Source organism: Paracoccus sp. PARArs4 (assembly GCF_947311865.1).
GTDB classification, from domain to species: Bacteria; Pseudomonadota; Alphaproteobacteria; order Rhodobacterales; family Rhodobacteraceae; genus Paracoccus; species Paracoccus zeaxanthinifaciens.
On the sequence record NZ_CAMZMW010000001.1, the window covers coordinates 257,569 to 284,198 of the forward strand.

The 26,630-nt window shown below is 61.3% G+C and carries 23 protein-coding genes, 1 tRNA gene and 3 pseudogenes; 12 read left to right on the forward strand and 15 right to left on the reverse strand.

Annotated elements, in window-relative coordinates; translation table 11 throughout:
- Positions 1 to 198: 198 nt before the first annotated feature.
- Positions 199 to 2,514 carry an ATP-dependent Clp protease ATP-binding subunit ClpA gene (clpA, locus tag QMZ16_RS01345; RefSeq protein ID WP_022707550.1) on the forward strand — a complete coding sequence of 772 codons (2,316 nt, stop codon included), beginning with the start codon at positions 199 to 201 and terminating at the stop codon, positions 2,512 to 2,514.
- Positions 2,515 to 2,590: 76 nt separating this feature from the next.
- On the opposite strand, the gene QMZ16_RS01350 is transcribed toward clpA, so the two are convergent.
- The 4 genes from QMZ16_RS01350 to QMZ16_RS01365 are packed head-to-tail and all read right to left on the reverse strand — an operon-like array spanning position 2,591 to position 8,385.
- On the reverse strand, positions 2,591 to 3,166 hold the full coding sequence (locus tag QMZ16_RS01350; RefSeq protein ID WP_282601807.1) for an aminotransferase class IV: 576 nt from the start codon (positions 3,164 to 3,166) through the stop codon (positions 2,591 to 2,593).
- Between the two features lie 14 nt (positions 3,167 to 3,180).
- Positions 3,181 to 4,296, reverse strand: a complete 1,116-nt coding sequence (locus tag QMZ16_RS01355) for an aminodeoxychorismate synthase component I (protein WP_282601808.1) — start codon at positions 4,294 to 4,296, stop codon at positions 3,181 to 3,183.
- Positions 4,293 to 7,772: a transcription-repair coupling factor gene (mfd, locus tag QMZ16_RS01360; RefSeq protein WP_282601809.1), complete on the reverse strand. Its 3,480-nt coding sequence runs from the start codon at positions 7,770 to 7,772 to the stop codon at positions 4,293 to 4,295. The genes QMZ16_RS01355 and mfd overlap by 4 nt, the downstream gene beginning before the upstream one ends.
- 40 nt (positions 7,773 to 7,812) lie before the next feature.
- On the reverse strand, positions 7,813 to 8,385 hold the full coding sequence (locus tag QMZ16_RS01365) for a hypothetical protein (protein WP_282601810.1): 573 nt from the start codon (positions 8,383 to 8,385) through the stop codon (positions 7,813 to 7,815).
- 121 nt (positions 8,386 to 8,506) lie between these two features.
- Here QMZ16_RS01365 and hemB point away from each other — a divergent pair, with 121 nt between their 5' ends.
- Complete coding sequence (hemB, locus tag QMZ16_RS01370; RefSeq protein ID WP_028725835.1) at positions 8,507 to 9,502, forward strand: porphobilinogen synthase; 996 nt, start codon at positions 8,507 to 8,509, stop codon at positions 9,500 to 9,502.
- 72 nt (positions 9,503 to 9,574) lie between these two features.
- Positions 9,575 to 10,195 carry a YSC84-related protein gene (locus tag QMZ16_RS01375; RefSeq protein ID WP_282601811.1) on the forward strand — a complete coding sequence of 207 codons (621 nt, stop codon included), beginning with the start codon at positions 9,575 to 9,577 and terminating at the stop codon, positions 10,193 to 10,195.
- Positions 10,196 to 10,201: 6 nt separating this feature from the next.
- Here the strand turns inward: QMZ16_RS01375 and QMZ16_RS01380 are convergent, their stop codons facing one another.
- A complete protein-coding gene (locus QMZ16_RS01380; RefSeq protein WP_282601812.1) occupies positions 10,202 to 10,855 on the reverse strand; it encodes a GntR family transcriptional regulator in 654 nt (217 codons plus the stop codon).
- Between the two features lie 31 nt (positions 10,856 to 10,886).
- Positions 10,887 to 11,582, reverse strand: coding sequence for a SprT family zinc-dependent metalloprotease (locus QMZ16_RS01385; protein WP_282601813.1), 696 nt, complete (start codon positions 11,580 to 11,582; stop codon positions 10,887 to 10,889).
- A gap of 96 nt (positions 11,583 to 11,678) precedes the next feature.
- On the opposite strand from QMZ16_RS01385, the gene QMZ16_RS01390 reads away from it, so the two are divergent.
- The 4 genes from QMZ16_RS01390 to QMZ16_RS01405 all read left to right on the forward strand — a co-directional run bounded on the left by QMZ16_RS01390 (position 11,679) and on the right by QMZ16_RS01405 (position 13,385).
- Entirely contained in the window at positions 11,679 to 11,999 is a 321-nt protein-coding gene (locus QMZ16_RS01390) for an FYDLN acid domain-containing protein (RefSeq protein WP_022707558.1), read from the forward strand.
- A gap of 25 nt (positions 12,000 to 12,024) precedes the next feature.
- Entirely contained in the window at positions 12,025 to 12,420 is a 396-nt protein-coding gene (locus QMZ16_RS01395) for a DoxX family protein (protein WP_022707559.1), read from the forward strand.
- A gap of 181 nt (positions 12,421 to 12,601) precedes the next feature.
- Positions 12,602 to 12,677, forward strand: a tRNA-Ala gene (locus tag QMZ16_RS01400).
- 168 nt (positions 12,678 to 12,845) lie between these two features.
- Positions 12,846 to 13,385 carry an AAA family ATPase gene (locus QMZ16_RS01405; protein WP_282601814.1) on the forward strand — a complete coding sequence of 180 codons (540 nt, stop codon included), beginning with the start codon at positions 12,846 to 12,848 and terminating at the stop codon, positions 13,383 to 13,385.
- A 241-nt stretch (positions 13,386 to 13,626) separates the two neighbouring features.
- Here QMZ16_RS01405 and QMZ16_RS01410 read toward each other — a convergent pair whose 3' ends face one another.
- From QMZ16_RS01410 to QMZ16_RS01440, 6 genes and pseudogenes are all read right to left on the reverse strand, one after another.
- Positions 13,627 to 14,646, reverse strand: a complete 1,020-nt coding sequence (locus QMZ16_RS01410) for a reverse transcriptase domain-containing protein (RefSeq protein WP_282601815.1) — start codon at positions 14,644 to 14,646, stop codon at positions 13,627 to 13,629.
- A 183-nt stretch (positions 14,647 to 14,829) separates the two neighbouring features.
- Positions 14,830 to 15,180 carry a hypothetical protein gene (locus QMZ16_RS01415; RefSeq protein ID WP_282601816.1) on the reverse strand — a complete coding sequence of 117 codons (351 nt, stop codon included), beginning with the start codon at positions 15,178 to 15,180 and terminating at the stop codon, positions 14,830 to 14,832.
- Positions 15,147 to 15,950 carry a phosphoribosyltransferase gene (locus tag QMZ16_RS01420; RefSeq protein WP_282601817.1) on the reverse strand — a complete coding sequence of 268 codons (804 nt, stop codon included), beginning with the start codon at positions 15,948 to 15,950 and terminating at the stop codon, positions 15,147 to 15,149. The genes QMZ16_RS01415 and QMZ16_RS01420 overlap by 34 nt, the downstream gene beginning before the upstream one ends.
- Before the next feature lie 364 nt (positions 15,951 to 16,314).
- A pseudogene (locus tag QMZ16_RS16270) lies at positions 16,315 to 16,896 on the reverse strand (recombinase family protein).
- Positions 16,897 to 17,040: 144 nt separating this feature from the next.
- Complete coding sequence (locus QMZ16_RS01435; RefSeq protein WP_282601820.1) at positions 17,041 to 17,235, reverse strand: hypothetical protein; 195 nt, start codon at positions 17,233 to 17,235, stop codon at positions 17,041 to 17,043.
- Positions 17,236 to 17,282: 47 nt separating this feature from the next.
- Positions 17,283 to 17,933, reverse strand: coding sequence for a hypothetical protein (locus QMZ16_RS01440; protein WP_282601821.1), 651 nt, complete (start codon positions 17,931 to 17,933; stop codon positions 17,283 to 17,285).
- A gap of 268 nt (positions 17,934 to 18,201) precedes the next feature.
- Here QMZ16_RS01440 and QMZ16_RS16275 point away from each other — a divergent pair, with 268 nt between their 5' ends.
- The 3 genes and pseudogenes from QMZ16_RS16275 (at position 18,202) to QMZ16_RS01450 (ending at position 19,902) form a co-directional block, all read left to right on the forward strand.
- Positions 18,202 to 18,552: a transposase gene (locus tag QMZ16_RS16275; RefSeq protein WP_348984644.1), complete on the forward strand. Its 351-nt coding sequence runs from the start codon at positions 18,202 to 18,204 to the stop codon at positions 18,550 to 18,552.
- A gap of 136 nt (positions 18,553 to 18,688) precedes the next feature.
- Positions 18,689 to 18,961, forward strand: a pseudogene (locus QMZ16_RS16280) (transposase); the annotation flags it as partial.
- A gap of 707 nt (positions 18,962 to 19,668) precedes the next feature.
- The gene (locus tag QMZ16_RS01450; protein WP_282601836.1) at positions 19,669 to 19,902 is read left to right on the forward strand and encodes a hypothetical protein; all 234 of its coding nucleotides are present in this window, start codon (positions 19,669 to 19,671) and stop codon (positions 19,900 to 19,902) included.
- 44 nt (positions 19,903 to 19,946) lie between these two features.
- Here QMZ16_RS01450 and QMZ16_RS01455 read toward each other — a convergent pair.
- Together QMZ16_RS01455 and QMZ16_RS01460 are read right to left on the reverse strand one after the other, a co-directional pair.
- Positions 19,947 to 21,056, reverse strand: a pseudogene (locus QMZ16_RS01455) (IS3 family transposase); the annotation flags it as partial.
- 516 nt (positions 21,057 to 21,572) lie between these two features.
- Positions 21,573 to 24,119 (reverse strand): calcium-binding protein, encoded by a 2,547-nt coding sequence (locus QMZ16_RS01460; RefSeq protein WP_282601822.1) that lies wholly within the window; start codon positions 24,117 to 24,119, stop codon positions 21,573 to 21,575.
- A 281-nt stretch (positions 24,120 to 24,400) separates the two neighbouring features.
- Between QMZ16_RS01460 and QMZ16_RS01465 the strand changes: the two genes are divergently transcribed.
- Both QMZ16_RS01465 and QMZ16_RS01470 read left to right on the forward strand, forming a co-directional pair.
- Positions 24,401 to 24,712, forward strand: a complete 312-nt coding sequence (locus tag QMZ16_RS01465) for a DUF1153 domain-containing protein (protein WP_348984645.1) — start codon at positions 24,401 to 24,403, stop codon at positions 24,710 to 24,712.
- Positions 24,713 to 25,054: 342 nt separating this feature from the next.
- Positions 25,055 to 26,101 carry a hypothetical protein gene (locus QMZ16_RS01470; protein WP_282601824.1) on the forward strand — a complete coding sequence of 349 codons (1,047 nt, stop codon included), beginning with the start codon at positions 25,055 to 25,057 and terminating at the stop codon, positions 26,099 to 26,101.
- A 175-nt stretch (positions 26,102 to 26,276) separates the two neighbouring features.
- Here QMZ16_RS01470 and QMZ16_RS01475 read toward each other — a convergent pair.
- Positions 26,277 to 26,630: integrase core domain-containing protein (locus tag QMZ16_RS01475; protein WP_282601825.1), on the reverse strand; the 354-nt coding region annotated here is incomplete at its 5' end.

Below are 26,630 nucleotides of genomic sequence, written 5' to 3' on the forward strand. Positions count from 1 at the left end.
TGCGGCACGTGCCGCGGGGGCCGCTTGTTTTCGGCCCCCTGCGACATCATATCTGCATCAATCACCGGAGATTTGGCAGATCTGTCTGAAAAAGCACTTGATGCCGGGCCAATTCCACCAAATCTTAAAGCTATCATGACAGTCTGGGCAGGTGGGTCCCAAACGCCCATACCGCCAGCCGACTGACAGGAGACGACCGTGCCAAGTTTCTCGACCTCCCTGGAACAGGCCATTCACCAGGCGCTTGCACTGGCGAACGAACATAAACACGAACTGGCAACGCTGGAGCATCTGCTGCTTGCGTTGACCGACGAACCCGAGGCGGTGAAGGTCATGCGGGCCTGCAACGTCGATCTGGACGAACTGCGCAAGACGCTTGTCGAATTCGTCGAGGACGACCTGTCCACGCTGATCACCGAGGTCGAAGGTTCCGAGGCGGTGCCGACCGCCGCCTTCCAGCGCGTCATCCAGCGCGCCGCGATCCACGTCCAAAGCTCGGGGCGGCAAGAGGTGACGGGCGCCAACGTGCTTGTCGCGATCTTTGCCGAACGCGAATCCAACGCCGCCTATTTCCTGCAGGAAATGGACATGACCCGCTATGACGCGGTCAACTTCATCGCCCATGGCGTGGCCAAGAACCCCTCGTTCAACGAACCCCGCAAGGTGGTCGGCAGCGAAGAGGAAGAGACCCAGGAAGCCACGGTCGAGCAGAAGGACGAGACCGCGCTTGGCAAGTACTGCGTCGATCTGAACGCCAAGTCCAAGCAGGGCGATGTCGATCCGCTGATCGGCCGCAGCGACGAGGTCGAGCGCGCGATCCAGGTCCTGTGCCGCCGCCGCAAGAACAACCCGCTTCTGGTGGGCGATCCCGGCGTGGGCAAGACCGCCATCGCCGAAGGGCTGGCCAAGAAGATCGTCGAGGGCGAAACCCCCGAGGTTCTGGCCGGTGCCACGATCTTCTCGCTCGACATGGGCGCGCTGCTGGCGGGCACCCGCTATCGCGGCGATTTCGAGGAGCGTCTGAAGGCGGTCGTCAAGGAGCTGGAGCAGCACGAGGACGCGATCCTGTTCATCGACGAGATCCACACCGTGATCGGTGCGGGTGCGACTTCGGGCGGGGCGATGGATGCGTCGAACCTGCTGAAGCCCGCGCTGGCGGGCGGCAAGCTGCGCTGCATGGGCTCGACCACCTACAAGGAATATCGCCAGCACTTCGAGAAGGACCGCGCCCTGTCGCGCCGCTTCCAGAAGATCGACGTGAACGAGCCCTCGGTCCCGGATGCGATCAAGATCCTGATGGGTCTGAAGCCGCATTTCGAGAAGCACCACGACCTGCGCTATACCAACGAGGCGATCAAGACGGCGGTCGAACTGGCCAGCCGCTACATCAACGACCGCAAGCTGCCCGACAGCGCGATCGACGTCATCGACGAGGCGGGCGCCGCCCAGCACCTGGTCGCGGAATCGAAGCGCCGCAAGACGATTTCCCCCAAGGAGATCGAGAACGTGGTATCCAAGATCGCCCGCATCCCGCCGAAGAACGTCAGCAAGAACGACGCCGAGGTTCTTCGTGACCTGGACGATGCGCTCAAGCGCGTGGTCTTCGGTCAGGATACCGCCATCGGCGCCCTGTCCAGCGCGATCAAGCTGGCACGTGCCGGTCTGCGCGAACCCGAGAAGCCCATCGGCAACTACCTGTTTGCCGGTCCCACGGGCGTCGGCAAGACCGAGGTCGCCAAGCAGCTGGCCTCCAGCCTGGGCGTCGAGCTGATCCGCTTCGACATGTCGGAATACATGGAGAAGCACGCCGTCAGCCGCCTGATCGGCGCACCTCCGGGCTATGTCGGCTTCGATCAGGGCGGCCTGCTGACCGATGGCGTCGATCAGCACCCCCATTGCGTGCTGCTGCTGGACGAGATCGAGAAGGCGCATCCCGATGTCTTCAACATCCTGCTGCAGATCATGGATGCGGGCCGGCTGACCGACCATAACGGACGCACGGTCGATTTCCGCAACGTGATCCTGATCATGACGTCGAACGCGGGTGCCGCGGATCAGGCCAAGGCGGCCATCGGCTTCGGCCGCGACCGCCGCGAGGGCGAGGATACCGCCGCGATCGAGCGAACCTTCACGCCCGAGTTCCGCAACCGTCTGGACGCGATCATCAGCTTCGCGCCCCTGTCGCGCGACGTGGTGATCCACGTGGTCGAGAAGTTCGTCCTGCAACTCGAAGCGCAGCTGATGGACCGCAACGTCCATATCGAACTGACCCCCGAGGCTGCGAACTGGCTGGCCGAGAAGGGTTACGACGACCGCATGGGCGCCCGCCCGCTCGGTCGCGTGATCCAGGAAAGTATCAAGAAGCCCTTGGCCGAGGAACTGCTGTTCGGTCGGCTGACCAAGGGCGGCGTGGTGCGCGTCATGATCGAGGACGACAAGCCCGTCTTCGACATCACCGGCCCCGACGCCCCGCGAATCGGCAAGTCGAAGACGCCGCTTCTGACCGCCGACTGAGGCAATGCGACGGCGGGGGCCGACAGGCCCTCGCGCGGGCGCGGCCCCTTCGATGGGGGCCGCGCCCGCTCTCGTTTCAGGGGACCAGACGCGCCGGGATCAGACCGCGCAGCGCATTGCCCATGAACAGCTCGCCCCCCTCCAAGTCAGCGGGATGCAGCACCGCTTCCTCGGCCCGCCCCGCATCCAGCAAGGATTGCCGCAGCACCCCCGGCAGCAACCCCGACGACAGCGGAGGCGTCAGCATCCGGCCATTCTTACGCAGGAACAGGCTCGTGATGCTCCCCTCGCAGATCTCGCCGCGCTCGTTTCGCAGGATCACCTCGTCTGCGCCCTCCGGCATCGCGGCACGCGCCGCGTCATAGACATCGCGACGCGAGGATTTGATCCTCAACCAGGGGTCCGAACTGTCCAGCCGCCCGCGCAGCGCGACGCGCCAGGCATCGGGGTTCGGCGGCTGCACCGCATGCGTCCGCTCGACCCTGCCCCGCGCATCTACCGCGATCCGCAGACGCAGCACCTCTCCGCGCGGCAGACCGGCAAAATCGATCGCCCCCTCGGTCAGCGCGAAACCCACCGCCGCGCATCCCCGCCGCAGCCGCGCCAGGTGCAACGGCCACAGCGGAACGCTGCCGTCCGGTTCCATGCGCATGGTTTCGAAGATGGTCAGACCGTCAGGGACTGGCCCAGGAATGCCGATTTGCACAGCGCCTCCTCCCATTCGGGGCCGGTCTCGCTGTCATGCACGATGCCGCCACCGACATTCAGCCGCAACCGGTCCGGCGCGGAATACCAGGGCGACCGGATCGCCACGCTGAACCGCATCGGCCCCGCCGGATCGACCCAGCCGATGGCCCCGCAATAGATCTCTCGCGGTGCGCCCTCCAGCTCGGCGATGATCTCCATCGCGCGGATCTTGGGTGCCCCCGTGATCGAGCCGCAGGGAAACAGCGCGCGCAGGATCTCGCCCAGACCCGCGCCATCGACCAGCCGGCCCGTGACCAGCGACACCATCTGATGCACCGTGGTATAGCTTTCGATGGCGAACAGCTCGGGCACCTCGACGCTGCCGGGATGACAGATGCGGCTGATGTCGTTGCGCAGCAGATCCACGATCATCAGGTTCTCGGCGCGGTTCTTCTCGGACGCGCGCAGGGCGTCGGCATTGGCGGCATCCTGCGCCGCGGTCGCCCCGCGCGCGGCGGTGCCCTTCATCGGGCGGGTGGCGATGCGGCGATCCGCATCGACCGCGAAGAACAGCTCGGGGCTGCGCGACAGGATGACCTGACCGCCCAGATCGACAAAGGCCCCCTCGCCCACCGGCTGACGTTCGGCCAGCGCGGCATAGACGTCCAGCGGATCGCCCGAAACCTCGGCCTCCATCGGAAAGGTCAGGTTGATCTGGTAGGTATCGCCCGCCTCGATATAGCGGTGGACCGCCGCGATGGCCGCATCGTATCGGGACCGGTCCCACAAGGGGCGCGGCGTTCCGATCCGCACGGGCCCGCCCCGCAGAGGGGGCGCTGGCCGCGGACCGTCGAAGACCCCCATCAGGATCAGCGGCATCTGCCGCGTCTCGGGCATCAGCCGATGCAACCGCGGATCCAGTGCATGCCCCAGCTCGTAGGAAAGATACCCCGCCAGCCACCGCCCCTGCGCCTGCGCATCCTCCATCGCGGCCAGCGCCCGCGCGACATCTGCCGGGCCGTCGGCACGGATCACGGCGTTGGGTGCGTCGAACAGCGTACCGTCGCCCAGGGGCCCGGTGTCGAAGCGGATCATGCCTTGGCCTTCGCCTTCTTGTTGCCTTCCTTGATCTTGGCCGCCAGATCGCGCGCGACGGCAAAGGCACCCTTGATCCGGTCGCCATCAGAGCCGAACTCGCGGCGCAGCACGATCTTGTTGTCGGTGACCTTGGCCGTGCCGCGTTCCTCGGACAGGAATTCGACCAGACCTGCGGGGTTGGGGAACTTGTCCATGTGGAACTGGACGGTGATGCCCTTCGGCCCCGCATCCAGCTTGGAGATGTTGGCGCGCTTGGCCATCGCCTTGATGCGGATGACCAGCAGCAGGGTGTTCACCTCTCGCGGCAGGGTGCCGAAGCGGTCGATCAGCTCGGCGGCAAAGCCCTCCAGTTCGACCTTGGTGGTCAGCTCGGACAGGCGACGATACAGCCCCAGCCGCACATCCAGATCGGGGATATAGCTTTCGGGAATCGTGACCGGCACGCCCAAGTTCAGCTGGGGCGCCCATTCGTCCTCGGGGGTGCCCTCGATCTCGCCGGATTTCAGCTTGGCGATCGTTTCTTCCAGCATGGCCTGGTACAGCTCGAAGCCCACTTCCTTGATGTGGCCGGACTGCTCCTCGCCCAGAAGATTGCCTGCGCCGCGCAGGTCCAGGTCCTGGCTGGCCAGGTTGAACCCCGCCCCCAGCCCGTCGATCGAGCCGAGGAACTTCAGCCGCCGCATGGCCTGCGGCGTCAAGGGCTGGCGCGGCTTGGTCGTCAGATAGCAGTAGGCACGCGCCTTGGACCGGCCCACGCGGCCCCGGATCTGGTACAGCTGCGACAGCCCGAACATGTCCGCGCGCCAGACGATCATCGTGTTCGCGGTCGGGATGTCCAACCCCGATTCCACGATGGTCGTGGCCAGCAGCACGTCGTGGCTGCCGTCATAGAAGGCGTTCATGCGCTGATCCAGATCGCCAGCCGCCAGCTGCCCATGCGCGGTGATGAAGCTGATCTCGGGGACGTTCTCGGTCAGCCAGGCCTCGACCTCGGCCAGGTCGGACAGGCGCGGAACGACGAAGAAGCTCTGGCCGCCGCGATACTTCTCGCGCAGCAGGGCCTCGCGGATGGTGACGCTGTCGAATTCGCTGACATAGGTGCGGATCGCAAGGCGGTCGACCGGCGGCGTGCCGATGACCGACAGGTCGCGCACGCCGGTCAGCGACAGCTGCAGCGTGCGCGGGATCGGCGTCGCGGTCAGGGTCAGGACGTGGATGTCGCTGCGCAGCTCTTTCAGGCGCTCCTTGTGGGCCACGCCGAAATGCTGTTCCTCGTCGATGATCAGCAGCCCGAGGTTCTTGAAACGCACGCCCTTGGCCAGCACGGCATGGGTGCCCACCACGATATCGACCGAGCCGTCGGCCAGCCCGTCGCGCGTCTGGTTCGCATCCTTGGTGGTCACGAAACGCGACAACGGGCGCACGTTGATGGCCGTGTTGCGGAAGCGTTCGGCAAAGGTCTTGAAGTGCTGACGGGCGAGCAGCGTGGTCGGCGCGACCACGGCCACCTGCATCCCCTGGATGGCGGCGATGAAGGCCGCGCGCATCGCGACCTCGGTCTTGCCGAAGCCCACATCGCCCACGACAAGGCGGTCCATCGGACGACCGGCGGCCAGATCCTCGGTCACGTCCTCGATCGCGGCCATCTGGTCGTCGGTTTCCGAATAGGGGAAGCGGGCCGCGAATTGCTGCCACTCGTGATCCTCGGGCTCCAGCACGGGCGCGGGGCGCAGCAGGCGTTCGGCGGCAACGCGCATCAGCTTGTCCGCGATCAGCTTGATGCGTTCCTTCAGCCGCGCCTTGCGGGCCTGCCACGCGCCGCCGCCCAGCTTGTCCAGCAGCCCTTCCTCGTGGCCATAACGGGTCAGCAGCTCGATATTCTCGACCGGCAGGAACAGGCGGTCGCCGCCCGCATATTCCAGCGCGACGCAGTCATGCGGCACGCCCGCGGCGGTGATCGTCTCCAGCCCGTTATAGCGCCCGATCCCGTGTTCGACATGGACGACCAGGTCGCCCGGCGTCAGGCTGGTGGTGTCCTGCAGGAAATTCTCGGCCCGGCGGCGCTTCTTGGCACCCCGGATCAGCCGGTCGCCCAGCACGTCCTGTTCCGAGATGACGGCAATCTTGCCAAGCGCCTGCCCGTCGGCGACGAAACCCTCGTCCAGCGGCCAGACGGCAAGGCCGATCGAGCCGGCCTTCTCGGGCAAGGCGCGGATGTCGGCGATTTGCGTCGTTCCGCCCAAGCCTTCGTCGGACAGCAGCCCCGACAGGCGTTCCCGCGCCCCGTCCGAGAAGCTGGCGATGACGATGCGATGATCGCGCGCAAGATGGCGGACGTGATCGGCCAGCGCGCCGAACAGGTTCAGCTGTTCGGCCTGACGCTCGGGCGCGAAGTTGCGCCCCGGTCGCCCGCCCGCATCCAACACCCCCGGCCCCGGCGGCTGGTTCAGCACCGACAGGCGCAGCAGGCGATGCGCAGACAGCCAGCGCTGCCATTCCTCCTCGGGGGGGAACATCAGGTCGGGCGGCACGGGCTTGTAGACGGTGTCGCTGCGGCCCTTGGCGGTCATCGCCGCACGGCGGGCCTCGAACTGTTCGCGGATCGTCTCGCGCCGCGCCTCGGCCACCTGCGCGATATGGTCGTCCAGCACCACGGACGCGCCGGGGGCATAGTCGAACAGGCTCTCCATCCGGTCGTGGAACCAGGGCAGCCAGTGTTCCGCGCCCGATACCTTGCGGCCGGCGCTGACGCTCTCGTACAGCGGGTCGTTGGTGCCGCCGCCGTATTCGCTGCGATAATTCGTGCGGAAACGGGTGATCGAGGGTTCGTCCAGGATCACCTCGGACATGGGGGCCAACTCGACCCGGTCCAGCTTCTCGGTGGTGCGCTGGCTGACGGGATCGAAGCGGCGCGCGCCGTCCAGGACGTCGCCGAACAGGTCCAGCCGCACCGGCCCCTGATCGCCCGGCGGGAAGATGTCGATGATGCCCCCGCGGATGGCATAGTCGCCCGGTTCGGTCACGGTCGGCGACTGGACGAAGCCCATGCGGACGAAGAACTCGCGCAGCGCGCCTTCGTCGATGCGGTTGCCGACGCGGGCGCTGAAGGCCGTCTCGGACACGACATCGCGGGCGGGGACGCGCTGCATGACGGCGGCCAGCGTGGTCAGCAGGATGAACGGACCCTTGATCGCGCCCTGCGACAGCGCGGCCAGCAGCCCCATCCGTGCCGCCTGGATTTCCGGCGCGGGCGAGACGCGGTCATAGGGCGTCGTGTCCCAGGCCGGGAATTCCAGCACCGGCACCTGCGGCGCAAGAAAGGCCAGCGCGGCGCGCATCGCGGCCATGCGCCGGTCGTCGCGCGCGACATGGATGACGGGCGCACCGCCGTTTTCGGGGCGCGCGACCTCGCGCGCGATCAGGGCGGCGTCATAGCCCTCGGGCGCGCCGGAGAGGGTCAGGATCTGCGTCATAGGGGCTGACCTAAGCCGCCACGGTTCAAAGTCAAGCGCATCAGAACCCCATCGGGTGAAGGGCGATCCACAGCATCCCCCAGACCATCGTGACCAGCAGCGACACCAGCGACAGGGCGATGACCCCGATGCGGTGATGTGCCATCGAACGGGCGACCTGCCCCACCGTGTCGGCAAGGCCCGCGCGCCCTTCCTGCGCCGCGACCAGCATCGGCGCCAGCTTGCGCGCAAGGCGCACGCGCATCCAGAACAGCAGCCAGAAGGGCAGCGCCAGCAGGAAGGCCGCCTGCGCCAGCTCCAGCCCGAAATTGAAGCCCAGCACGAAGCCCGAGGACAGCAGGAAGCTGGTGACCCCCAGGAAGATCGCGCCTTCGCGCGGGCCCAGACGCCAGCGCGGCAGCGTCAGCGACAGCCAGTCCAGCAGGGTCAGCGCCTCGGGGGTCTCGGCCTGGCCTGCCGAATGGGCGGCGCGGGCGCGTGCCACGATCTCGACCGGGACGCCAAGGACCGTGCGGCCCGTCACGGACCACGCGCCGATCTGCAGGATCCAGAACCAGACGGTCGAGAAGGACCGGCTGTCCAGCAGGCCGATCAGGCTGTCGAAGGGCGGCAATTCGGGCTTCCTTGTCCTTGGGTGCGGCTGACCTTAGAACGGGTTGCGGACAAGGGAAAGCGGGCACCGGGAAGCCGGGCCGCGACGACCTGTCCCACAATGTCACCTGCCCGGAGGCCCCATGGCCAGCCCCATCATCGCGCCCTTCCCCGCCACCCGCCTGCGCCGCCTGCGCCGCAACGCGAACATCCGCGCCATGGTCTCGGAAACGCAGCTGACGCCCGCGAACCTGATCTGGCCCATCTTCGTGACCGAGGTCGCCGGCGCCGAGGGCGAGATCGCGTCGATGCCGGGCGTCGACCGCCTGACGCTGGACGGGGTGCGCCGCGCCGCCGAACGCGCCGCGCGGCTGGGCATCCCCGCGATCTGCATCTTTCCCCACAGCGACGAGGCCCTGCGCACCGATGGCTGCGAACGCGCATGGGACCCCGACAATATCGGCAACCTCGCCATCCGCGCCGTCAAGGAAGAGGTGCCGGACCTGGTCGTGATGACCGACATCGCGCTGGACCCCTATAACGCGAACGGCCATGACGGGCTGGTCGTCGGCAACGAGATCCTGAACGACGAGACCGTCGAGGCGCTGGTCCGCATGGCGCTGGTGCAGGCCGAATGCGGGGCCGACATCCTGGGGCCGTCGGACATGATGGACGGGCGCATCGGCGCCCTGCGCGGCGCGCTGGAGGCCGCGGGCCACAAGCACGTCTCGATCCTGTCCTATGCCGCGAAATTCGCCAGTGCCTTCTATGGCCCGTTCCGCGACGCGGTGGGCGCATCCGGTCGGCTGGTCGGCGACAAGAAGACCTATCAGATCAACCCCGCCAATCGCGGCGAGGCCATCCGCTGCGTCGCCCGCGACCTGTCCGAGGGGGCGGACATGGTCATGGTCAAGCCCGGCATGCCCTACCTGGACATCTGCCGCGCCGTGAAGGACGAGTTCGGCGCACCCACCTTTGCCTACCAGGTCAGCGGCGAATACGCGATGCTGGAACAGGCGATCCGCAACGGCTGGCTGTCGCGCGACGCGATGGTCGAGAGCCTGCTGGCCTTCCGCCGGGCGGGATGCGACGGGGTTCTCAGCTACTTCGCGCCGACGGTCGCCGAAATGCTGGCCTAAGGCGGGCCGCTGGCCTAATCTTCGCGCGCAACCGGGACGCAGATCCCGACAGGGAACCGGAAGGGACGACAGATGACCACGAAACCGAGCATTTCGCGCCGCAGCCTTCTTGCGACCGGCGGGGCCGCGCTGCTGGCCGCAGGCTGCACCAACGCCGTGGGCACCGACGGCTCGGCCCGGCTGGACGCGCGGGTGGACCAGACGCAGGCCTACCTGCTGCAAAGCTATCCCGCCGCGGCACCCCTGGTGCAGAACGCCAAGGGTGTCCTGTACATGCCGCTGATGACCGAGGCCGCGCTCGGGGTCGGCGGGGCCTATGGCCAGGGTGCGCTGCGGATCAACGGGCAGACGGTCGACTACTATTCCGCGACGCGGGCGACGGTGGGCCTTCAGGCGGGGGCGCAGCAATATGCGCATGCGCTGATCTTCCAGACCGACCAGGCGCTGGCAGCCTTCCGCGCGGCACCGGGCTGGGTCGCGGGTGCGGGCGCCTATTACGCGGTGCCCGCGGGCGGCATGGCGGTGGGCGCCGACAGCCTCAGCGCGCAATTCCCGGTGGTCGCGATGATCTTCGGCCAGTCCGGCCTGATGGCAGGCGCCGCGATCGAGGGGACGAAGTACAACCGCGTCATCCCCTCGACCCTGTCCAATATCGGTTTCGGCACCCGCGCCGTCCCCGGCCAGCCGGGCTGAGCGCCCTCAGCTATTGTCCGTGGCCGTCAGGTGGCGCAGCCCATGCGTCACGTCGGCCCGGACGGCAAGGCGCAGCGCGGGCTCGTCGCCCGCACGCAGCGCCGCCAGGATCATGCGGTGATGGCGCGGCGGCTCGTTCCGCTTGACCCGGCCATAGAGCGCGCGCATCGTCGGGCCCAGCTGCAGCCACACCGTTTCCAGCATCGCCAGCATCGCCGGGGCCTGCGCGCGCAGGTACAGCATTCGGTGGAATTCCAGGTTGCAGCGGATATAGCCGACGGCATCGTGCCGCTCGACCGCATCCGCGATCCGCGCGTTCATCCCCGCAAGCCGGTCGATCAGCGCGAAATGCGCGCGCGGCAGGGCGCGGGCGGCCAGCTCCGGCTCGATCAGGGCGCGCAGGGCGGCCAGTTCCTCGATCCGTTCGTCCGACAGTTCGGGCGTCGCCACGCGCCCCGAGGACGACAGCGTCAGCGCGCCTTCCGCGACAAGGCGGCGCACCGCCTCGCGGGCGGGGGTCATCGACAAGTGATAATCGCGCGCGATGCCGCGCAGGGTCAGCGCCTTGCCGGGCGGCAATTCGCCCAGCATGATGCGGCTGCGAAGCGTGCGGTAAAGCCGCTCATGCGCGGCGGGATCGGTAGAGCGTGCGGCGTTCATCCGGCGTTTGTGATCACGAACCGGCGCGCAGTCAATCGCGGAAACGCCACAGCATCAGGTCGCCCCCGTGCTGACGCAGCCATGCGCGGTGCTTCGCGTAATCCGGCATCAGTGCGGCCACCGTCGCCCAGAACCGCGGCGAATGGTCCATGTGGCGCAGATGCGCGACCTCGTGCGCGGCGACATAGTCGAGAACCGCAGGCGGGGCCATGATCAGCCGCCAGGAATACATCAGCCGACCCTGCTGCGTGCAGCTGCCCCATCGCGATTTCGTGTCCCGCAACGCGATCGAGGAATAATCGCGCCCGATCGCGGCCGAATGCCGGTCGGACGCCGCGCGCAGGCGGATCAGCGCCTGCTGCTTCAGGAACCCCTGCACCGCCGCGCCGGGCGCACGGCCCTGCGGCACCAGCAGCAGATCGCCCTCGATCCGGGTGGCGCGGCAGGCATCGGGGGTGATGGTCAGCGCCCTGCCCTCGACCGGGATGCGGGCGCCATGGGCCGCAAGCTGCGCCACGGGCAGGCGCGCCGAGGCCCCTTCCAGCCAGCCGCTGCGCGATTCCGCGAAGGCCAGCCCCTCGGCCACCGGCACATGCGTCGGCAGGGTCAGCACCGGCACCGACCCGTCGCGCGGCACGCGCAGGATCATGCGCCGCGCCCGCCCCGAGCGTCGCAGCGCAACAACTCGGCCGTCCTTCAGCACGATCTGCCGATCTTCGCTTGCCATGCGTGTTCCGGGCTGCCAGATAAAGCCTTTGACACCCCCGGGCCGCTGTGGCAGGGGGTCGCCCGATTTCACTAATCGCGGCCGAAGGAGATTACCATGCCCAAAGAGGAATGGGGCACGAAACGCCTGTGCCCGCATTGCGCGACCCGCTTCTACGACCTGAACAACGATCCGCTGACCTGCCCGGCCTGCGGCAACCAGTTCTCGTTGGACAGCCTGACGGATGGTCGCGGCAAGTCGATCACGACCGAGAAGACCTCGAACCGCAGCCGGAACTCGGATGATCTGGTCGATGACGAGGATGACGTGAACAACGACAGCAACGATCTGGACGACGATCTGCTGGACGATGACGACGACAATGACGACGTCTCGCTGGACGACATCGCGGATGTCGCCGACGACGACGAAGACTGATCTTCCAGACAGGAGCAGCCGGCTCATGCCGTTCAAGTCCCTCTCGACCTATGCCCCGCAGATGCTGGGCGTCCTTCGGATCGTGTCCGCGCTGATCTTCTTCGCGCACGGCACCCAGAAGCTTCTGGGCTTCCCGGCAAGCGACATGAACCCCGCGGTGATGTCGCTGCCCTGGATCGCGGGCGTGATGGAGCTGGTCGGCGGCGCGATGCTGATCCTGGGCTTCATGACGCGCCCGACGGCGTTTCTGCTGTCGGGCCTGATGGCCGCGGCATACTGGATGGCGCATGCCCCCCGCAGCCCCTTCCCGGCGCTGAACGGTGGCGATGCGGCGATCCTCTACTGCTTCGTCTTCCTCTACCTGGTCTTCGCGGGCCCCGGTGCCTTCAGCATCGACCGCGCCACGGGCCGGGAAGACTGAGCAGGACTTCAGATCGGATCTAGGAAACGGGGCTTCGGCCCCGTTTTTCTTTGGCTTTTCGCGATCGTGGCCTTGGTCGTGAAAAAAATCCACCTTCGGTGAATTTTCTGCTTGCGGCCATCCGCGCACACCCCTATACGACCCAAACGCAGCGGCGCCGAGGTGCTCTGCGAAGAACGGTGGGGCCATAGCTCAGTTGGTAGAGCGCTTGCATGGCATGCAAGAGGTCAGGGGTTCGACTCCCCTTGGCTCCACCAGATCTTCTTGAAAAGCACCAGATAGTTCTGCCTTTATCGTCAGAGGATTTGCCTCTGCCGCGCAGACCGGTGCTGTTTTCCCTACGAAAATCCATGCTGCTTTGATCCGCGCCCTTCAGCGCGTCGATCGCTGCGCAGTCCCTCCCCTGTCAAACCCGAGGATGGCCCATGAGCGACCATTTCTTCGTCGTGACGGGCGGCCCTGGTGCGGGCAAGACCAGCCTGATCACCGAGCTCTGCCGCCGCGGCCTTCACACAATTCCCGAATCCGGCCGCGCGATCATTCGTGAGGAGGTGGCGAGCGGCGGAGACGCCCTCCCCTGGGCGGACCGCATGGCCTACGTCGAACGGATGCTTGAGCGCGACCTCCGCGCCTACGAGGACGCTCAGGCCCTCTCAGGCCCCGTGATCTTCGATCGCGGCACTCCCGACATTCTGGGCTACCTTACCCTCTGCGGCCTCCCCGTGCCGCCCCACGTTGCCGCAGGGGCCACGGCAGCCCGCTACAACGCCCGCGTCTTCCTGACACCCTACTGGGAGGAGATCTTCACACACGACACCGAACGCACGCAGACCCGCACCGAGGCCGAAACGACCTGCGCCGTCATGCGGGAGATCTACACCGCGCTCGGATATGAGATCATGGAACTGCCGTGCACCGACATCGCATCACGCGCTGATTTTGTCTCTGCGCAACTAGCGCTCTGACCGGCGTCTCCAGATAGACGGAGAACCTACTGAAGCCGACGGCCCTCTGCGGGCATTCGAACCTAGTGCGGGGAATGACCGGTCCCTACTCTAAACTGCAGTTAAAGCATGGCGCTGCGAAATGACCTGTGCCCCTGAGAAACACTTTCGCTCTTCCGAATCTTTTGGACTTGTTACGCCAGGGATGCGAGATCGAAGGTTGCTTATCGCGGGAAGATTCCAAAGAACTGAACTACTCCCTCTAGAAGTGCGACGCTCTTATTTCCAGCATTCTTGAATGTGCATCACTCCAGAACGGCTCATCTTTATGAATTGACTTTACGTAGGATAACTTTCCTATCACCTCCTCAAGCCGAATTCTTGGGTTCGCAGCATTCACTTCTCTCGCATGTCCATGAATTCCGAACTTTTGAATAAAATAACATTCCTGACGTAATTTCCGGCGAAAATCTTGCGGCACCGAAATCTTCTCGTTGACAACAAGTCCAGTAACGTCTTGGCGGACGTGTGGTAGCAGAACGCGAGTTTTTTTTGCATTCACAGATAGACCAACCTTGGAAAGCTGCTTGTCCACCAGCCTAACTTGAGCGTCCGTGTCGAAATCGCTGCCAGAGAACGTCAGGTCATCTGCGTACCTTGTATATCGAATTTTGCTTTCCTTACATGCAGTAAAGACAGCATCGTCAAATGTTCTCATGTAAATGTTGGCGAGCGCACCACTCGTCGGGGCGCCCTGGGGAAGGGTGCCATGCAAACTTGATGTCATCGAAAGAAGCTTGGAGAGGCGCTTCGAGTACCCAAGGTCCTTAAAGATAACGAATGCAGAGTGCTCCTCAATCGAACCGAAGAAATTCTTCACATCAACCTTTAGGACAACCTTTTGCTTCCTGTGAAAGCGAGCATTGTCAAAGATTGAATTTCCCTTCCGATAGGCCTTTGCTGAAGCGTGGAGCGGCACCGAGTTTAGAATATTATCTAAAATCCATCGCTGAAGAAAGGCAAGAGAGGGAAGCGGAGCATCGATTCTCCTGCGGCCACCAGACCTCTTTGGTATATCAAAGCTTCTGTAGTAGCTCTCTTGGCTGTTAGACATCGCATAAAGCGATTCAACTTTGATATTTGTAATATGCGAAAGATGTTCAGGCGAAAGGATGACAGGAAGCCCCTTGCGAGTGAGGCGTTGGGAGTATTTCTCCACCGCCTCCCGTTCGGCGATTCCAATTTTTCCGCCAAACTCAAAACTATCAGACAGTGAGCTCATAGTAGACCGCTCTCGTGGTTACAAAAATCACTGAAATTAATCTGGATTAATTTCAGATGGAGGACGTAAGGACGACATCGCCTTCGCGGTTCTTTGCTCCTGCGAAGCATCGCGAAGGCGATGGCTCGTACTAGGTCCGATCTGAGAGCCGCGACTCGCGACTCCGACAGTCGACGACAAGCGTCAACCGTCAGCACTAACCTCACGAAAGAGTTCCTTCGCTAGAGAGCGGTCAACTATGAACTTTCCCTGATCTTTTCTCGTTATGAAGATCGATCTGTCCATGCGTATCATGCTTGGCATCCGGCCGCCAGCCAACTTCTTGAGCGCTGAGAAGCCTAGATCTGTAAGGACGTATTCTTCACCCTGCACGGCAATCAATTTTGATTGGATCAAAGAAGTGAATTCTGCCTGCACCCAAGACGCACCGATTACAAACACGCTGCGCGGCAAATCTTGCCGATAGTAGACCGACCGCAATATGTCGAGCCTTATCTGTTTCAGCTTCGTGGGCGAGGGAACGGTGCGGGCCATTTTTTCTCTCCTTGGAACCAAAATATTGGAAGGGTGTTATTGGGTGTCTTCTTCAGAGAAACCGTTGCTTCCGACTGCCCATAACCACGCTTGTAATCGTCAGGGCAGCCGACCCTAAGCTCTAGTCCATCGTAGATCTCGTAGACCTCTTCGGCTGGGCGGCCACTAAGGGCTATGAGTGCCTGAATGGATTTTGGCCTTTCATATACAGAAAAGACGTTGAAGCCGTTTTTCTCCAAGTTTAGTTTTCCCTCTTGCTGAATCGCGATAGTGGCGACGAGGTCAACCTCTTTCTTGAACCCGGCTTCTTCAAGGTGCTCGCTCATGCCCAAGAACTGATTGCCTGTACCAATGAAGTCGTCTACTAGAACCTTGAAACCTTTAAAATCCTGAAATCGAGGTCCTTTGGGGTCTTCGCAAAAGGTAAATTTAACTCCATCAAAGAAATGAATGTTGCTGTTCATTTCGAAGGTTAGCGCAGCGCCGCTTTTGACTTTCGTCGCCTTATAGTCCTTGACTGTCGAAATAGCTATCGCGCGACCTTTTGATTGCCTCACGATCTCCTTTAGTAAGTCAATTACGATGTGGCTGTAATCTTTAATGACCAAGAAGTCATCCAAAAGATCTGTGGCTATTTTTCGTTCCGGCGGGCTCATTGGAGAGATAAGCTCGACAATGACGTCCAGCATCGTCTTGCCATCAGGCCTCACGCTGTCATATGCATCCCATTTTTTACTCGAGACAATCTTTCCGAGCCGGTCGAACTCCATTGTATCCATTGGGTATTTTATATTGCTCCGAATTTTCGACGTTCTGAGACCTGTATAGGCTATTATATCGCTTGCGCGATCGAACCTTAAAAAACTCTCTTTGGTTACGCAAGAGAGCTGAACCAGCTCGCGGAGACAGTGGATCGACGGAAGTGATGTGGACACGCACATATGATGATGCAGCTCTGTTCGTTGCCGCATTAGGGCGCCAATGATGCGCAGGCGACACAGCTTCCGGTGTCGCTCCATTCTGGTCATGTGCGATGCGCAGCGAACGGCAGCTCTCCGCCCTTCTAGCCCACGGCTGGCTCCGTGCCGTCGCTGGAAGGGTCGGCTGTAAAGGGTTGGAAGGGGTCTTCTGCCATCAACGTTTCGGCCTCTGCCGCGCCAGCGTGCGATAGACGGTTGGCCGCGAGACAGAGAAGAGCTCGGCCAAGTCCGACACTGAATACTCCCCAGTTGCGTGCATCCGTGTCAACTCCGCCGCCTGCCGGTCGGAAAGCTTTGGCTTCTTGCCCCTCAGCTTCCCTTTGGCGCGGGCCACCGCCATGCCCTCGCGGGTGCGAAGCCGGATTAGGTCGGCTTAGAACTCGGCGAAGGTCGCCAGCACGTTGAAGAACATCCGCCCCATCGGATCGGCTGGGTCGTAGACCGTACTTCCTAGCGCGAGCCGTACCCCGCGCTCAGATAGCCCGTCGGCGATGTCGCGCGCGTCCGGCACCGAGCGGGCCAGCCGGTCAAGCTTGGGCACCACAAGTGTGTCGCCCTTCCGCACGGCGGCCAGCGCCTGGGCAAGCCCGGGCCGGTCGCGGTTGCGGCCGGTCAGCCCATGGTCTGTGTAGATTCGCTCGGAGGCGACGCCAAGCATTTCCAGCGCCGCGCGCTGCGCGGCGAGATCCTGAGCGTCGGTGGAGCAGCGGGCATAGCCAATACGTAGGTTTGTCATGGGGCAAGCGTAACGCAAGCGGCCCCTTCAGCGATAAACAAATCGTACCATCCTATCGAGACATAGTTTCCCCAACAGCAGAAGGAGCGCGAGGCGAAATCAAAACGTCCGTTGAACGATCCCCATTCGGACGGCTTGAAGTTGTTAGTCGCTACTTACGCGCTCGGCTTCTCGGAGCCTGCCCTGCAAGGCCAGCAGTATGACCTCTTCGATGTCACGGACGCGCATCCCATGATCGTATGCAAGTCGCTCCACCATGTTTGCGATTTCCGGGTTCTTCGGGCCGTACATCGGCCAATCGTGCAGCTCATGCTGATCCGGATGTGTCGGCTTGACCATGCTGCCCTCGTTGATGGTAGGTTCCTTTGGCGATTGGTACGAAGCGGTCACTTCTCCCACATTCCCCGCTTCCGCAGGATGGTCCGCGCTTTTTCCCATGAAACACCTGCCACTAGAGCGCATCGGTTCGCGGATCGTGTCTTTAAATACGTCTCGACGATCAGCGCTTCATCGCACTGACGGTTGGCGTTTCGCGGTTGGACTTCGCGGCCCGTGCTCTTGATCCACCTCGAAATCGTATCGCATCCTGGACCATGCCGCTTGTGCAGCTCACGCAGGGAACTGCCCGAGTCCCACTGTTTCGCAATCTCTTCTTTGATGTCGATCCCTGCGGCGGCCAAAGCTTTGACTGCCGCGCGGCGGTCTCGTCCCAAAGCCTGCGCCACTTGGTCCAGTGACGGCATTTCCTCGTATATCCGCTTGACCTCAGACGGCTCCGGCAACCGAGGCTTTTCTCCGACCCGCAGCACCTTGCGCACAGGGTCCTGTGGCTCTGCCCCAACATCGCTGACATCTGCCGACTGGGCTTGTGGACCCGCCGCTTCTGACTGTGTAGCTTTTTGGCGCGCGAGTTTTCTGCGGGACACGCGCAGCCGAAGGCGTGGGCCTTCCAGTTTAGCAATGACACTCTTGGCAGCCTCGAGTTGTTCTCGAGCCTCCCGAAGTCGTCGTTCTTCTTCATTTCGTTGCGTTGTCACTGGAGCCGCTCCTTCAGTGACAACCTTGGCGCGGTAAACCGGCAGTGCAAAGTCATCAGGTAGGAAGCTTGCCGGTATTCTCGGTTTGATCGGCAAAGCAACCCGACAAAATCTGAGAAAACGCCCCCACAGCCGAAGAAAACTTGCGCCCCGAATCAATCTCCGAATCACTGGTGGAGTGGGTAAGAACGGAGTCTAGGGTCAGGACCCATTAATCGGGTTGCGACCACCTTGCCGGCGTGATTCACGCTCCCAAACTGATTGGGGCATGATGAGCAATCTTTTCTGGCTGAGCGACGAGCAGATGGCGCGGCTGCGGCCGTTCTTTCCAAAGAGCCATGGCAAGCCGAGGGTCGATGATCGGCGGGTCTTGAGCGGGATAATCTTCATTAATCGTAATGGCTTGCGTTGGTCCGATGCGCCGCCGGAATATGGTCCACCGAAGACCCTCTACAACCGATGGAAGCGCTGGAGCGACATGGGTGTTTTCGCCCGGATGATGGAGGGACTTGCTTCCGAAGCCGCCGATCGGAAGACACTGATGATCGACGCCACCTATCTCAAGGCGCACCGCACAGCTTCGAGCCTGCGGTTGAAAAAGGGGGGCGTGGCAGGCTGATTGGGCGGACGAAGGGCGGCATGAACACCAAGTTGCATGCCGTCACGGACGCGAACGGCCGCCCGATCAAGTTCTTCATGACAGCCGGCCAGGTCAGCGATTACACCGGCGCGGCGGCCCTGCTGAGCAGCCTGCCCGGGGCCGAATGGCTGCTGCCGATCGGGGCTATGACGCCGACTGCTATCGTGAAGCTTTGCAGGACAAGGGCATCACGCCCTGCATTCCTGGCCGGAAGTCCCGAGGCAAGCCCGTCAAATACGACAAGCGCCGCTACAAGCGGCGCAATCGTATCGAGATCATGTTCGGCAGGCTCAAGGACTGGCGCCGCGTTGCGACCCGCTACGACAGGTGCCCGAAGGTCTTTCTGTCCGCCGTCGCTCTCGCCGCAACTGTCATCTTCTGGCTTTGAAAATTAACGAGTCTGGAGCCTAGCCCTGATCTTGCGAAGCGGGTGTCGCGCTGGAATGCGCTCCTCAAGATCGACGTAGCTGAACAGCGAACCCGTCACCTGATCTGATCCACGCATCCCACACTCCGTCGCCACGGTAGTGGCGACGGTGAATCATGTTCCGCGACAGCCGTCTAGGCAGGAGTTTTTCAGCGGCCTGCTAGCTCCTGCTGAAGGAAAATCGTTCCTCACAGCAGACTTTTTCAGCAGCCTGCTAGACCGCTACCGGTCTGAGGACCGCCGCCGCTGCGCTTCCACATTGAGCAATGTATGCTCCTCGCGATTTTCCATGCTGCAAGAGAGAAAAGCGTCCAATAACGATCTCACTTTCGCTTGCGTTAATAATACAGAAACTTTTCTTTCTTAGAGCAGGTCACGGGAACCCCAATAAACTTATCAACTTACTTGAACTTGAACTGGGAATGCCATCGAAACTAGGCACAGGAAAACAAGCAATACGGCCATGCTGTGCATGATCCAGATTATCACGTACAGCACGATCGGCTCGCACTCAAGCCGCCTAGCAACGCTAGGTTCTATAAGATAAGGATGCCACTGCCCCTGACTTGAGAAGCGACCATTCCGTTTGGCTACCGGGGGTAGCAAAGCATCGAGAAACCGCCACCAGCAAGTTGTCGAGCGGATCTCGGACCAAGTGGAGCGGCAACATGGACAGCTACATTAAATCAAGCAGAGAGTTTGCAGCGCATTGCGCGCATACTCATGCTAACATCCAAACCCTGCGCTCGGGCATGATGCGCTTCGAGGTCGCTGACGGCGACTACGACATGATAGAGGGTAAGCTGAAAAGTTCGATTGCAATTCTCGAAGCCCTGCAGAAGAAAATTGAACGCGACAAGGTAGTGCGCGACCACCTGAAGGCAGCAAATGAGAACAGATAGGGTGGCAGTGACCTGCCCCCCCCGAGCTGGTCCCTCATTGATGACGAGAGCCTGCAGGTTGGATTCAGGTATTCCGGTTCCCCGTCCAGCGCGCTTGCTGCGGTGTCTGATTGGCCAGAGATGAGTGCGGCCTGACCGTGCTGTAGTCGTAGCGCCAGAGCACCAGTTTTCACTGCGCATCGTCCAGACTGTCGAAGATCTCCTCGTTTAACAGCTCATCACGTAGGCTGCCGCTGAAGCTTTCGATGAACGCATTCTGCTGGGGCTTACCCGGATCGATTTAGGGCCACGGCACCTCGTTCCCGTCGGCCCATTTCAGGATGGCCCGACTGGTGAACTCGGTGCCATTGTCGCCGACAATGCAACCAGGCTTGCCATAGACACGGATCAAGGCGTTTAGCTCCCGGGTCACCCGTGCGTTGGACAGACTGCTGTCCGCAACAAGGCACATGCATTCCCGCGTGCGGTCGTCGATCACGGCGAGCATCTGGAACTTACGTGAGGCACCGAAGCTGTCGGATACGAAGTCCAGCGACCAGTGCGCGTTGACGCTGGCATTGGTGTCCTCGTACCGCGCGCCCGTTTCCGACCACGCCGCCGCTTCACGGACAGCTCTTCTTCGTGATAGCTCCTGCAGAGCTTCTTGTGGTTCAACAGGACGCCGATCCGGCGATAGCCGGAGCGACGTCGCTTGCCGGCGATCTCCTGTATCACCTTGCGGATCTCGGCGCAGTTCGGCGTGAACGCCCCCCCGGACTGTCTTCGGATCGACACCAACCAGCTTGCAGGCTCTGCGCTGCGAGATGTCATGATCCCGCATGGCCCTGAGTGTCGCCTCTCGCCACCTGGTCAATGCCGTCAGCTCTTTCCCGGCATGTCTTTCAGGACAACGTTGTCCAGCATGGTGTCCGCCAGCAGGCGCTCCAGCTTGGCATTCTCCTCCCCAAGGGCCTTTAGCCGCGCAGCCTCTGACGTCTCCATCTCGCCATACTTGGCCGTGAGCTAGTAGAACGTAGCCGGGCTCAAGCCGCGCCTGCGGCACACCTCCGCTGTCGGCATCCCGTCGACGCAGTGCGTCGATCCTGCTCGTTGATCATCCCGATATTTGTTCGTCGGGCTTGCGCGGCCCCACTGGGGCCACGGTCCCTCCTCATCCGTGAAACGGCTCTTTCGAATGTGTCTGCTCCTTCGGTGTTGGCGCAGACGCTACATCACGGCGAGGGATCTCGCGGGGGCAGGTCACTGGGCATCGCTCAACCAGAAAAGATCAGGCATCGTCACCGCACTCTTTCAAGCGGTGATTCACGAACCCTCAATAAAAATCAATGGGTCGTGAGCCAAACTTTGAGTCAAGGAGGCCATGATGGGCACGGGCATTTCACCGACGACTTTAAGCGTGATGCTGTCGCGCAGATCACGGAACGGGGTTATCCGGCGAAAGGGACATTGCCGGAGGTAGAAGTGCACTAAGACATTTCCTGTTCCAAGTCGCCTTGGCCGCAGTGTTTCACAACCCCGTTCTGAAGCCAGCCATACAAGCCTTTGGAGTACGCGGCAAACTCCATAAGGTAATCATTGTCGTTATCCTCCGCAGGTCGGTCACAATCGCAACTGCCATCATTCGGTCGGGCATCCCGTGGAAGACCCAGCCTTGGGAGATGACACAGTTGCTAGTTCACGATCTTCAGCGAGCGGAGGCACTTAACAAGGCCCGTCAGAAGCATGCGCGCCATCGCTGCAGCCACGTCCTCCGATCTTACGCGACGCGCCAACTTGGGTCCGATGACCCAATAGAACCGAATGAACAGTCGTCCAGGGCCAAAGCGTTTCAAATGCCGATCCCGGAACTGGCGCAGAGATACCACATCGGGATGAAGGCGATTGCCATATGCAGCAGTAGCGACAAAGCAGGCCGCCTGCTCGGACATTGCAGGATCATCTTCTTCGGGTTCCTCCTCGGCTGGCAGGTCATCATCCACGACCGAAGACGGATCCTCGCCACTCACTTCTTCGGGTTCCCCTGGACCTGAGGGCGGACGAGCGACATCATCACCCGGGACATCGCTATCATTATCCGGCCGATGCTCGACCCATTCGATCCGCCCCATGACCGCGTCGATACAATCGAGATAGTGAAGCGCACCTTCCTCACTCGGCAAAACATTTTGATGCTGCGGGAACTCTTCGGTCAACTGATCAAACCCGAACAGCTCCTCGATTTGCAGATCGGTCAACCCATTCAGATAACTTTCAGTGATATCGAAAATCTCATCTTGGGAGCGAAAGTCGATAACTTGTTCCGGGAAGGTCTCGAGGCGGTCAGCTTGGCCCTCGAATACGACTTGCCCTCCGGTCGGTAAATCAATCACAAGATCTTCACCATCTGCACGGCTGGCGGACAAAAGAGCATCCTCATGCTCGAACGCCCCCCAAAGGCCAACGTAATCGTCGTCGCCAAAACCGCTGATATGCGCGCCTTCCGCAGAGCCGATTAGGATAAGATCGCCACCTTCTCCGAGGCTTATCAGGCCCGTTCCACTACCATCACCCAAGACAATGAGGTCATTTCCGTCTCCGCCAGCCACCTCGTCATCGCCAGCGTCAGCGATGAGAACGCCGCCATCGTTCGACGCCGACAGGGTATCATCTCCAACTCCGCCAACGAGCACGTCTCGCCCTGCTCCTCCGTTCAGAACGTCGTCACCCACATGCCCCCGGACGATGTCGTTCCCAGCAGCGCCTGCAAGGATATCATTGGTCATGCCCGAAAATGGGTCGGTCTGGTTGTGTGCACCTTCCAAGATGAGGTTTGCATCTGGATCGGTGGCTAGGATTACGAGCATCTCATTGGGTGATAAGAGGTGCTCTGACAGGGCTGCTGGCCCAGATATGACATTCATGTCACCGCGAGCATCTGCAATTTCGCCGTCCGGGACCGGTTCGGTAAGCGCCTCGTCGTACCATGTGGAGAAGGGTGAATCAGCGGGAGCGAGCGAATGCACTACATAATGCTGTTCATCACTTAGATCGCTAAGGTCAATCGTAACGTCTGTCAGACCATCGTTATAGATGAACGTGACATCGCTGCTGTCGCCAGAAAAGGAAGTGGTCGCCAGATGCTCTGGCAGCACGTCTGCAAGTGCATCGCTCGGACCGTCCGTTGGATCTAGGCCTATGAGATAGCTCTCAGCAATATCGTAGATCTGCCCCGTAGGTGTAGCGATGGCGAGCACTTCTCCATCAGCGCTTTCCTGCGATGGAAAGCGGCTGTCGTAAAGCTTGTTCGACAACCAATCATACGTGATGCCCCAGTGATCGATCCCGGTCACGCCTGCATCTACAAACTGAGAGAACGAATCGATCCATGAATATGCTTGGCCAACCCCCACGGCTGTGTTTAGGCCAACATTGAATTCGGTCAGGAAGAGCTGAATGTCGTCCGGGACATGCTCATTCTGCAAAAAGACCTTCATCGCATCCATGGCCCAAGCTACCTTCTGCTCACTGGCGTTTGCATCGGGATACGAGTGCTGGATCACTGAACCGACCTTCGCTAGGTTCTCAGGGCTGATCTGATTTAGAATCGCCGCAGATTCTCGTGCTCCAGTGGCATACCAGGTCCCATCCTCTCTCTGTTCCGCGCGCCATTGAGCTCCTGCTTGAACGCCAATCGCAGGCTCTGACCAGCCTTCGTTCTGAGAGCCAAGGCGATCAATCATGGAGTCAAGATAGGGAATCTGATGATTAGCCACTTCGCCGTACTGCGCCGGGGTAAATGCGCCCCAGTTTTTACTTCCCCAATACTCGTTGCCAATCTCCAGATTATTAATCGAGACGGCTGGAAAATCCGATAGGGCAGCTTCAAGTTCGAATACATAACGTTCGAACCCGATCTCATCGAATTCATTAGATACCAGATTATAGAACTGGAACGTGGGAATGACGATTGACACGCTCGCATTATGTTCTGAAGCATACGACAAGAACTCTCTAAGCGAGATGATATCATCCCCTTCGTTCATGCTACTTGCCCCAGCGAATATCTTATCGAGCCCCCCATTTTGCCAAGTTTGATCCTCCGTTGTACCTCCGCCTGGATAGCGGAGATTGTGTACGTTGATTTCCTTCAGCGTAGCGCTGAAAGCATCTTCATTGCCGAGACCATCCCTATTGAAGATGACGTTTGCACCAAAGTGGTTCTGACTTACCGTACCCATGCGGCACCTCTGCGAATTTATATTCCGCAGACTGGCGTAGATTGCATTTCCCTAGTGTTAATTTCGAATAGTTAGAATATAATATTCTATAATTTAAAATTTTCACCATTTGACCTGCCCCCCCCGCGAGATCCCTCGCCGTGATGTAGCGGCTGCGCCAAGACTGAAGGAGCAGACACATTCGAAAGAGCCGTTTCACGGATGAGGAGGGACCGTGGCCCCAGTGGGGCCGTGTATTGACCCACTGAAATTCTGCTCATGCTACAAGGGAGAACGTAGCGATGAGTAAGACGATGGAAGACAGCATCAAACGGTGGACGGTGAAGCGAAAGACGGCGCTCGTTATCGAGATCATCCAAGGCAAGACGACCGTGTCGGAGGCGAGCCGGTCGTACGACCTGACACCCTCGGAGATCGAGGGCTGGGTCGATGATGCCAAGCGCGGTATGGAGAACTCGCTGCGCGCCAACCCGCTCGGCATCCCGAGGCGGACGGTCTATTACAAGCCGGTCAAAGCCGCGCCGAAGGTCGATCTGATAGCCCCATGTTTCGTGGACGCCTTTTTCGCTAACTTTGAGGCAAGGAGGCCATGATGGGCACGGGCAATTTCACTGACGACTTCAAGGGACGGGGAGCCGGTCTTTTTCGACTTTCTGCCGCGGTTGTCCACCATCGTGTTCGGATCGGACGGCGCAAGGAATTTCGACCTTATACGGAAGGAAGAAACGCTCGAAGCAGGACGGACCTACAGAAGCCCTGAAGCAGCATCTCTGGCGATACCGGCAGGGCAGGAGAGCGTCTCGGTCTACCTCAGAAAAGAGGAAGCTCTCTGGCCCCGAAAGGCGAGTGTCTCGCTTGGAACCCCATTGAAGCAACAAGTCGCCGTTTCGCTCTGGGTCGAACAGAAACCGGCCGCCGGGCGAGCGAGGATCCTCATGGAAGCGCCGGACCTGGGCCGGAATTTCGCGGTGGATTGGGATCAGGCGATGGAAGAGGACAGGCCCTGGACCGACATCATCGCAAGCCTGGATACGAAAGTATCCATTCCCAAACGCCTGGTTCTTCCGTGCGGCATGGAGGCATGGCAGGACAGCGACCGCTCGGCGGGCATGCTGACTTTGCTCGAGTCCGAACCTGATCGCAGCCGCACGGATTGGGCAACCCTTCGTCAGAAGCTCTCACAGCGTCCCTTCGGTAAATACTGCATCTCGAGCGATGGCGACGTGCCTGCGGATATCACGGCAGACTCCCTCGAGCGGTTTGAACTGCTGACGAACAAGGCGCTTGAGGTTACCGAAAGGCGTCTGAGGGGCGAAGGCGGCTACGGAACGGAAGACAACGAGGCTCTCAAATTCCTCAGCTGGCAGTTCCGCCGATGCCCCCGCGACGTCGCGAGGTGGCTTATGGACTGTATCGAAGCTTCCGGACGCGACCATCCGTTCGTCAGACATCAGGCAAGTTGGGTGCTCGTATATCAGGGCCTTGGCCGCATCGTCGGAAGCAAAGAGGACGAAGCGAGAGCAATGCGACTGCTTCTGGATTCCTCCATCGAGGATTGGGTCTGGAACCGCCAAAGCGCAGCCATGGCGTTCATGCTGTCTCGGTCCGACAACGCTGCATCTCATCTCGAACGAGAAGACGTGGAGAGGTTGGCCACGAGGACCATTGCGGACTTCCAACGGAATATCGGCGGCCGGTATACGATGTTCAACTACGCGCCTTTCCTACTTGCAGGCTTGATAAGGTGGCGCCTGGTTGATCCGACTGCATTGGTAATCGGGGTCGACCCGCTGGCGGATGACCTGTTGGCCATTATCGAGAGAGCAGAGCAGGACCTGGAGGCCCGTGGTGGGTCCGATATGAACCTGAAAGGGCGGCGGTCGAAGTTTCTGCCCATCCTTCACGATCTCAAATCGGAACTGGCGGGAGAAGGCTCGAATCCTGACCTGTTGCTGGATATCTATGGGGCAAGTGGCGCGTGAGCATTCCATTGGTGTGAACCGGCGTGCAATTTTGACCCTGTAGTGGGGTGATTGGCGTCCAAAAATGACCCCCTTACACTGATGCGGATGATGCCCCCGAGGTCATCGGGGAGCACAGTGTGAGATGTTGGTCGTGACCTGCTACGTGACCTGCTCCCTTTAGAGTCCGCGTTCTTTAGTTCGCTCTGTCCAGGGTTTGGTCCTCTACTGACCGTTGGTGATACTCCCACGGGGTGAGCCCGTCGAGGCTCGTGTGGGGGCGGTGGTTGTAGTCGTCGCGCCACGCCTCGATCAGGTCGTGGGCGTGGCGCAGATTGGCGAACAGGTACTCATTGAGGCATTCGTCACGCAGCCGTCCATTGAAGCTCTCGACGGAGCCATTCTGCATCGGTTTTCCCGGTGCGATGCAGTGCCGTTCGACCCGGCGTTCCTCCTGCCATTTGAGGATGGCGTTCGAGGTCAGCTCCGTGCCGTTGTCACTGACCACCATACATGGATAGCCGTGCACCCGAGCGATGCTGTCGAGCTC

Excerpts from the sequence above, each read along its gene's own strand:
- QMZ16_RS01380 (WP_282601812.1), bottom strand. The coding sequence starts at position 10,855 with ATGAACGCCGCACGCTCTACCGATCCCGCCGCGCATGAGCGGCTTTAC.
- QMZ16_RS01405 (WP_282601814.1), top strand. The coding sequence starts at position 12,846 with ATGAGCGACCATTTCTTCGTCGTGACGGGCGGCCCTGGTGCGGGCAAG.
- QMZ16_RS01395 (WP_022707559.1), top strand. The coding sequence starts at position 12,025 with ATGCCGTTCAAGTCCCTCTCGACCTATGCCCCGCAGATGCTGGGCGTC.
- QMZ16_RS01410 (WP_282601815.1), bottom strand. The coding sequence starts at position 14,646 with ATGAGCTCACTGTCTGATAGTTTTGAGTTTGGCGGAAAAATTGGAATC.
- QMZ16_RS01385 (WP_282601813.1), bottom strand. The coding sequence starts at position 11,582 with ATGGCAAGCGAAGATCGGCAGATCGTGCTGAAGGACGGCCGAGTTGTT.
- QMZ16_RS01450 (WP_282601836.1), top strand. The coding sequence starts at position 19,669 with ATGGACAGCTACATTAAATCAAGCAGAGAGTTTGCAGCGCATTGCGCG.
- QMZ16_RS01460 (WP_282601822.1), bottom strand. The coding sequence starts at position 24,119 with ATGGGTACGGTAAGTCAGAACCACTTTGGTGCAAACGTCATCTTCAAT.
- QMZ16_RS01415 (WP_282601816.1), bottom strand. The coding sequence starts at position 15,180 with ATGGCCCGCACCGTTCCCTCGCCCACGAAGCTGAAACAGATAAGGCTC.
- QMZ16_RS01465 (WP_348984645.1), top strand. The coding sequence starts at position 24,401 with ATGAGTAAGACGATGGAAGACAGCATCAAACGGTGGACGGTGAAGCGA.
- mfd (WP_282601809.1), bottom strand. The coding sequence starts at position 7,772 with ATGACGCAGATCCTGACCCTCTCCGGCGCGCCCGAGGGCTATGACGCC.
- QMZ16_RS01470 (WP_282601824.1), top strand. The coding sequence starts at position 25,055 with ATGGAAGCGCCGGACCTGGGCCGGAATTTCGCGGTGGATTGGGATCAG.
- QMZ16_RS01350 (WP_282601807.1), bottom strand. The coding sequence starts at position 3,166 with ATGCGCATGGAACCGGACGGCAGCGTTCCGCTGTGGCCGTTGCACCTG.
- QMZ16_RS01420 (WP_282601817.1), bottom strand. The coding sequence starts at position 15,950 with ATGGAGTTCGACCGGCTCGGAAAGATTGTCTCGAGTAAAAAATGGGAT.
- QMZ16_RS01355 (WP_282601808.1), bottom strand. The coding sequence starts at position 4,296 with ATGATCCGCTTCGACACCGGGCCCCTGGGCGACGGTACGCTGTTCGAC.
- hemB (WP_028725835.1), top strand. The coding sequence starts at position 8,507 with ATGGCCAGCCCCATCATCGCGCCCTTCCCCGCCACCCGCCTGCGCCGC.
- QMZ16_RS01435 (WP_282601820.1), bottom strand. The coding sequence starts at position 17,235 with ATGGTCAAGCCGACACATCCGGATCAGCATGAGCTGCACGATTGGCCG.
- QMZ16_RS01375 (WP_282601811.1), top strand. The coding sequence starts at position 9,575 with ATGACCACGAAACCGAGCATTTCGCGCCGCAGCCTTCTTGCGACCGGC.
- QMZ16_RS16275 (WP_348984644.1), top strand. The coding sequence starts at position 18,202 with ATGATGAGCAATCTTTTCTGGCTGAGCGACGAGCAGATGGCGCGGCTG.
- QMZ16_RS01390 (WP_022707558.1), top strand. The coding sequence starts at position 11,679 with ATGCCCAAAGAGGAATGGGGCACGAAACGCCTGTGCCCGCATTGCGCG.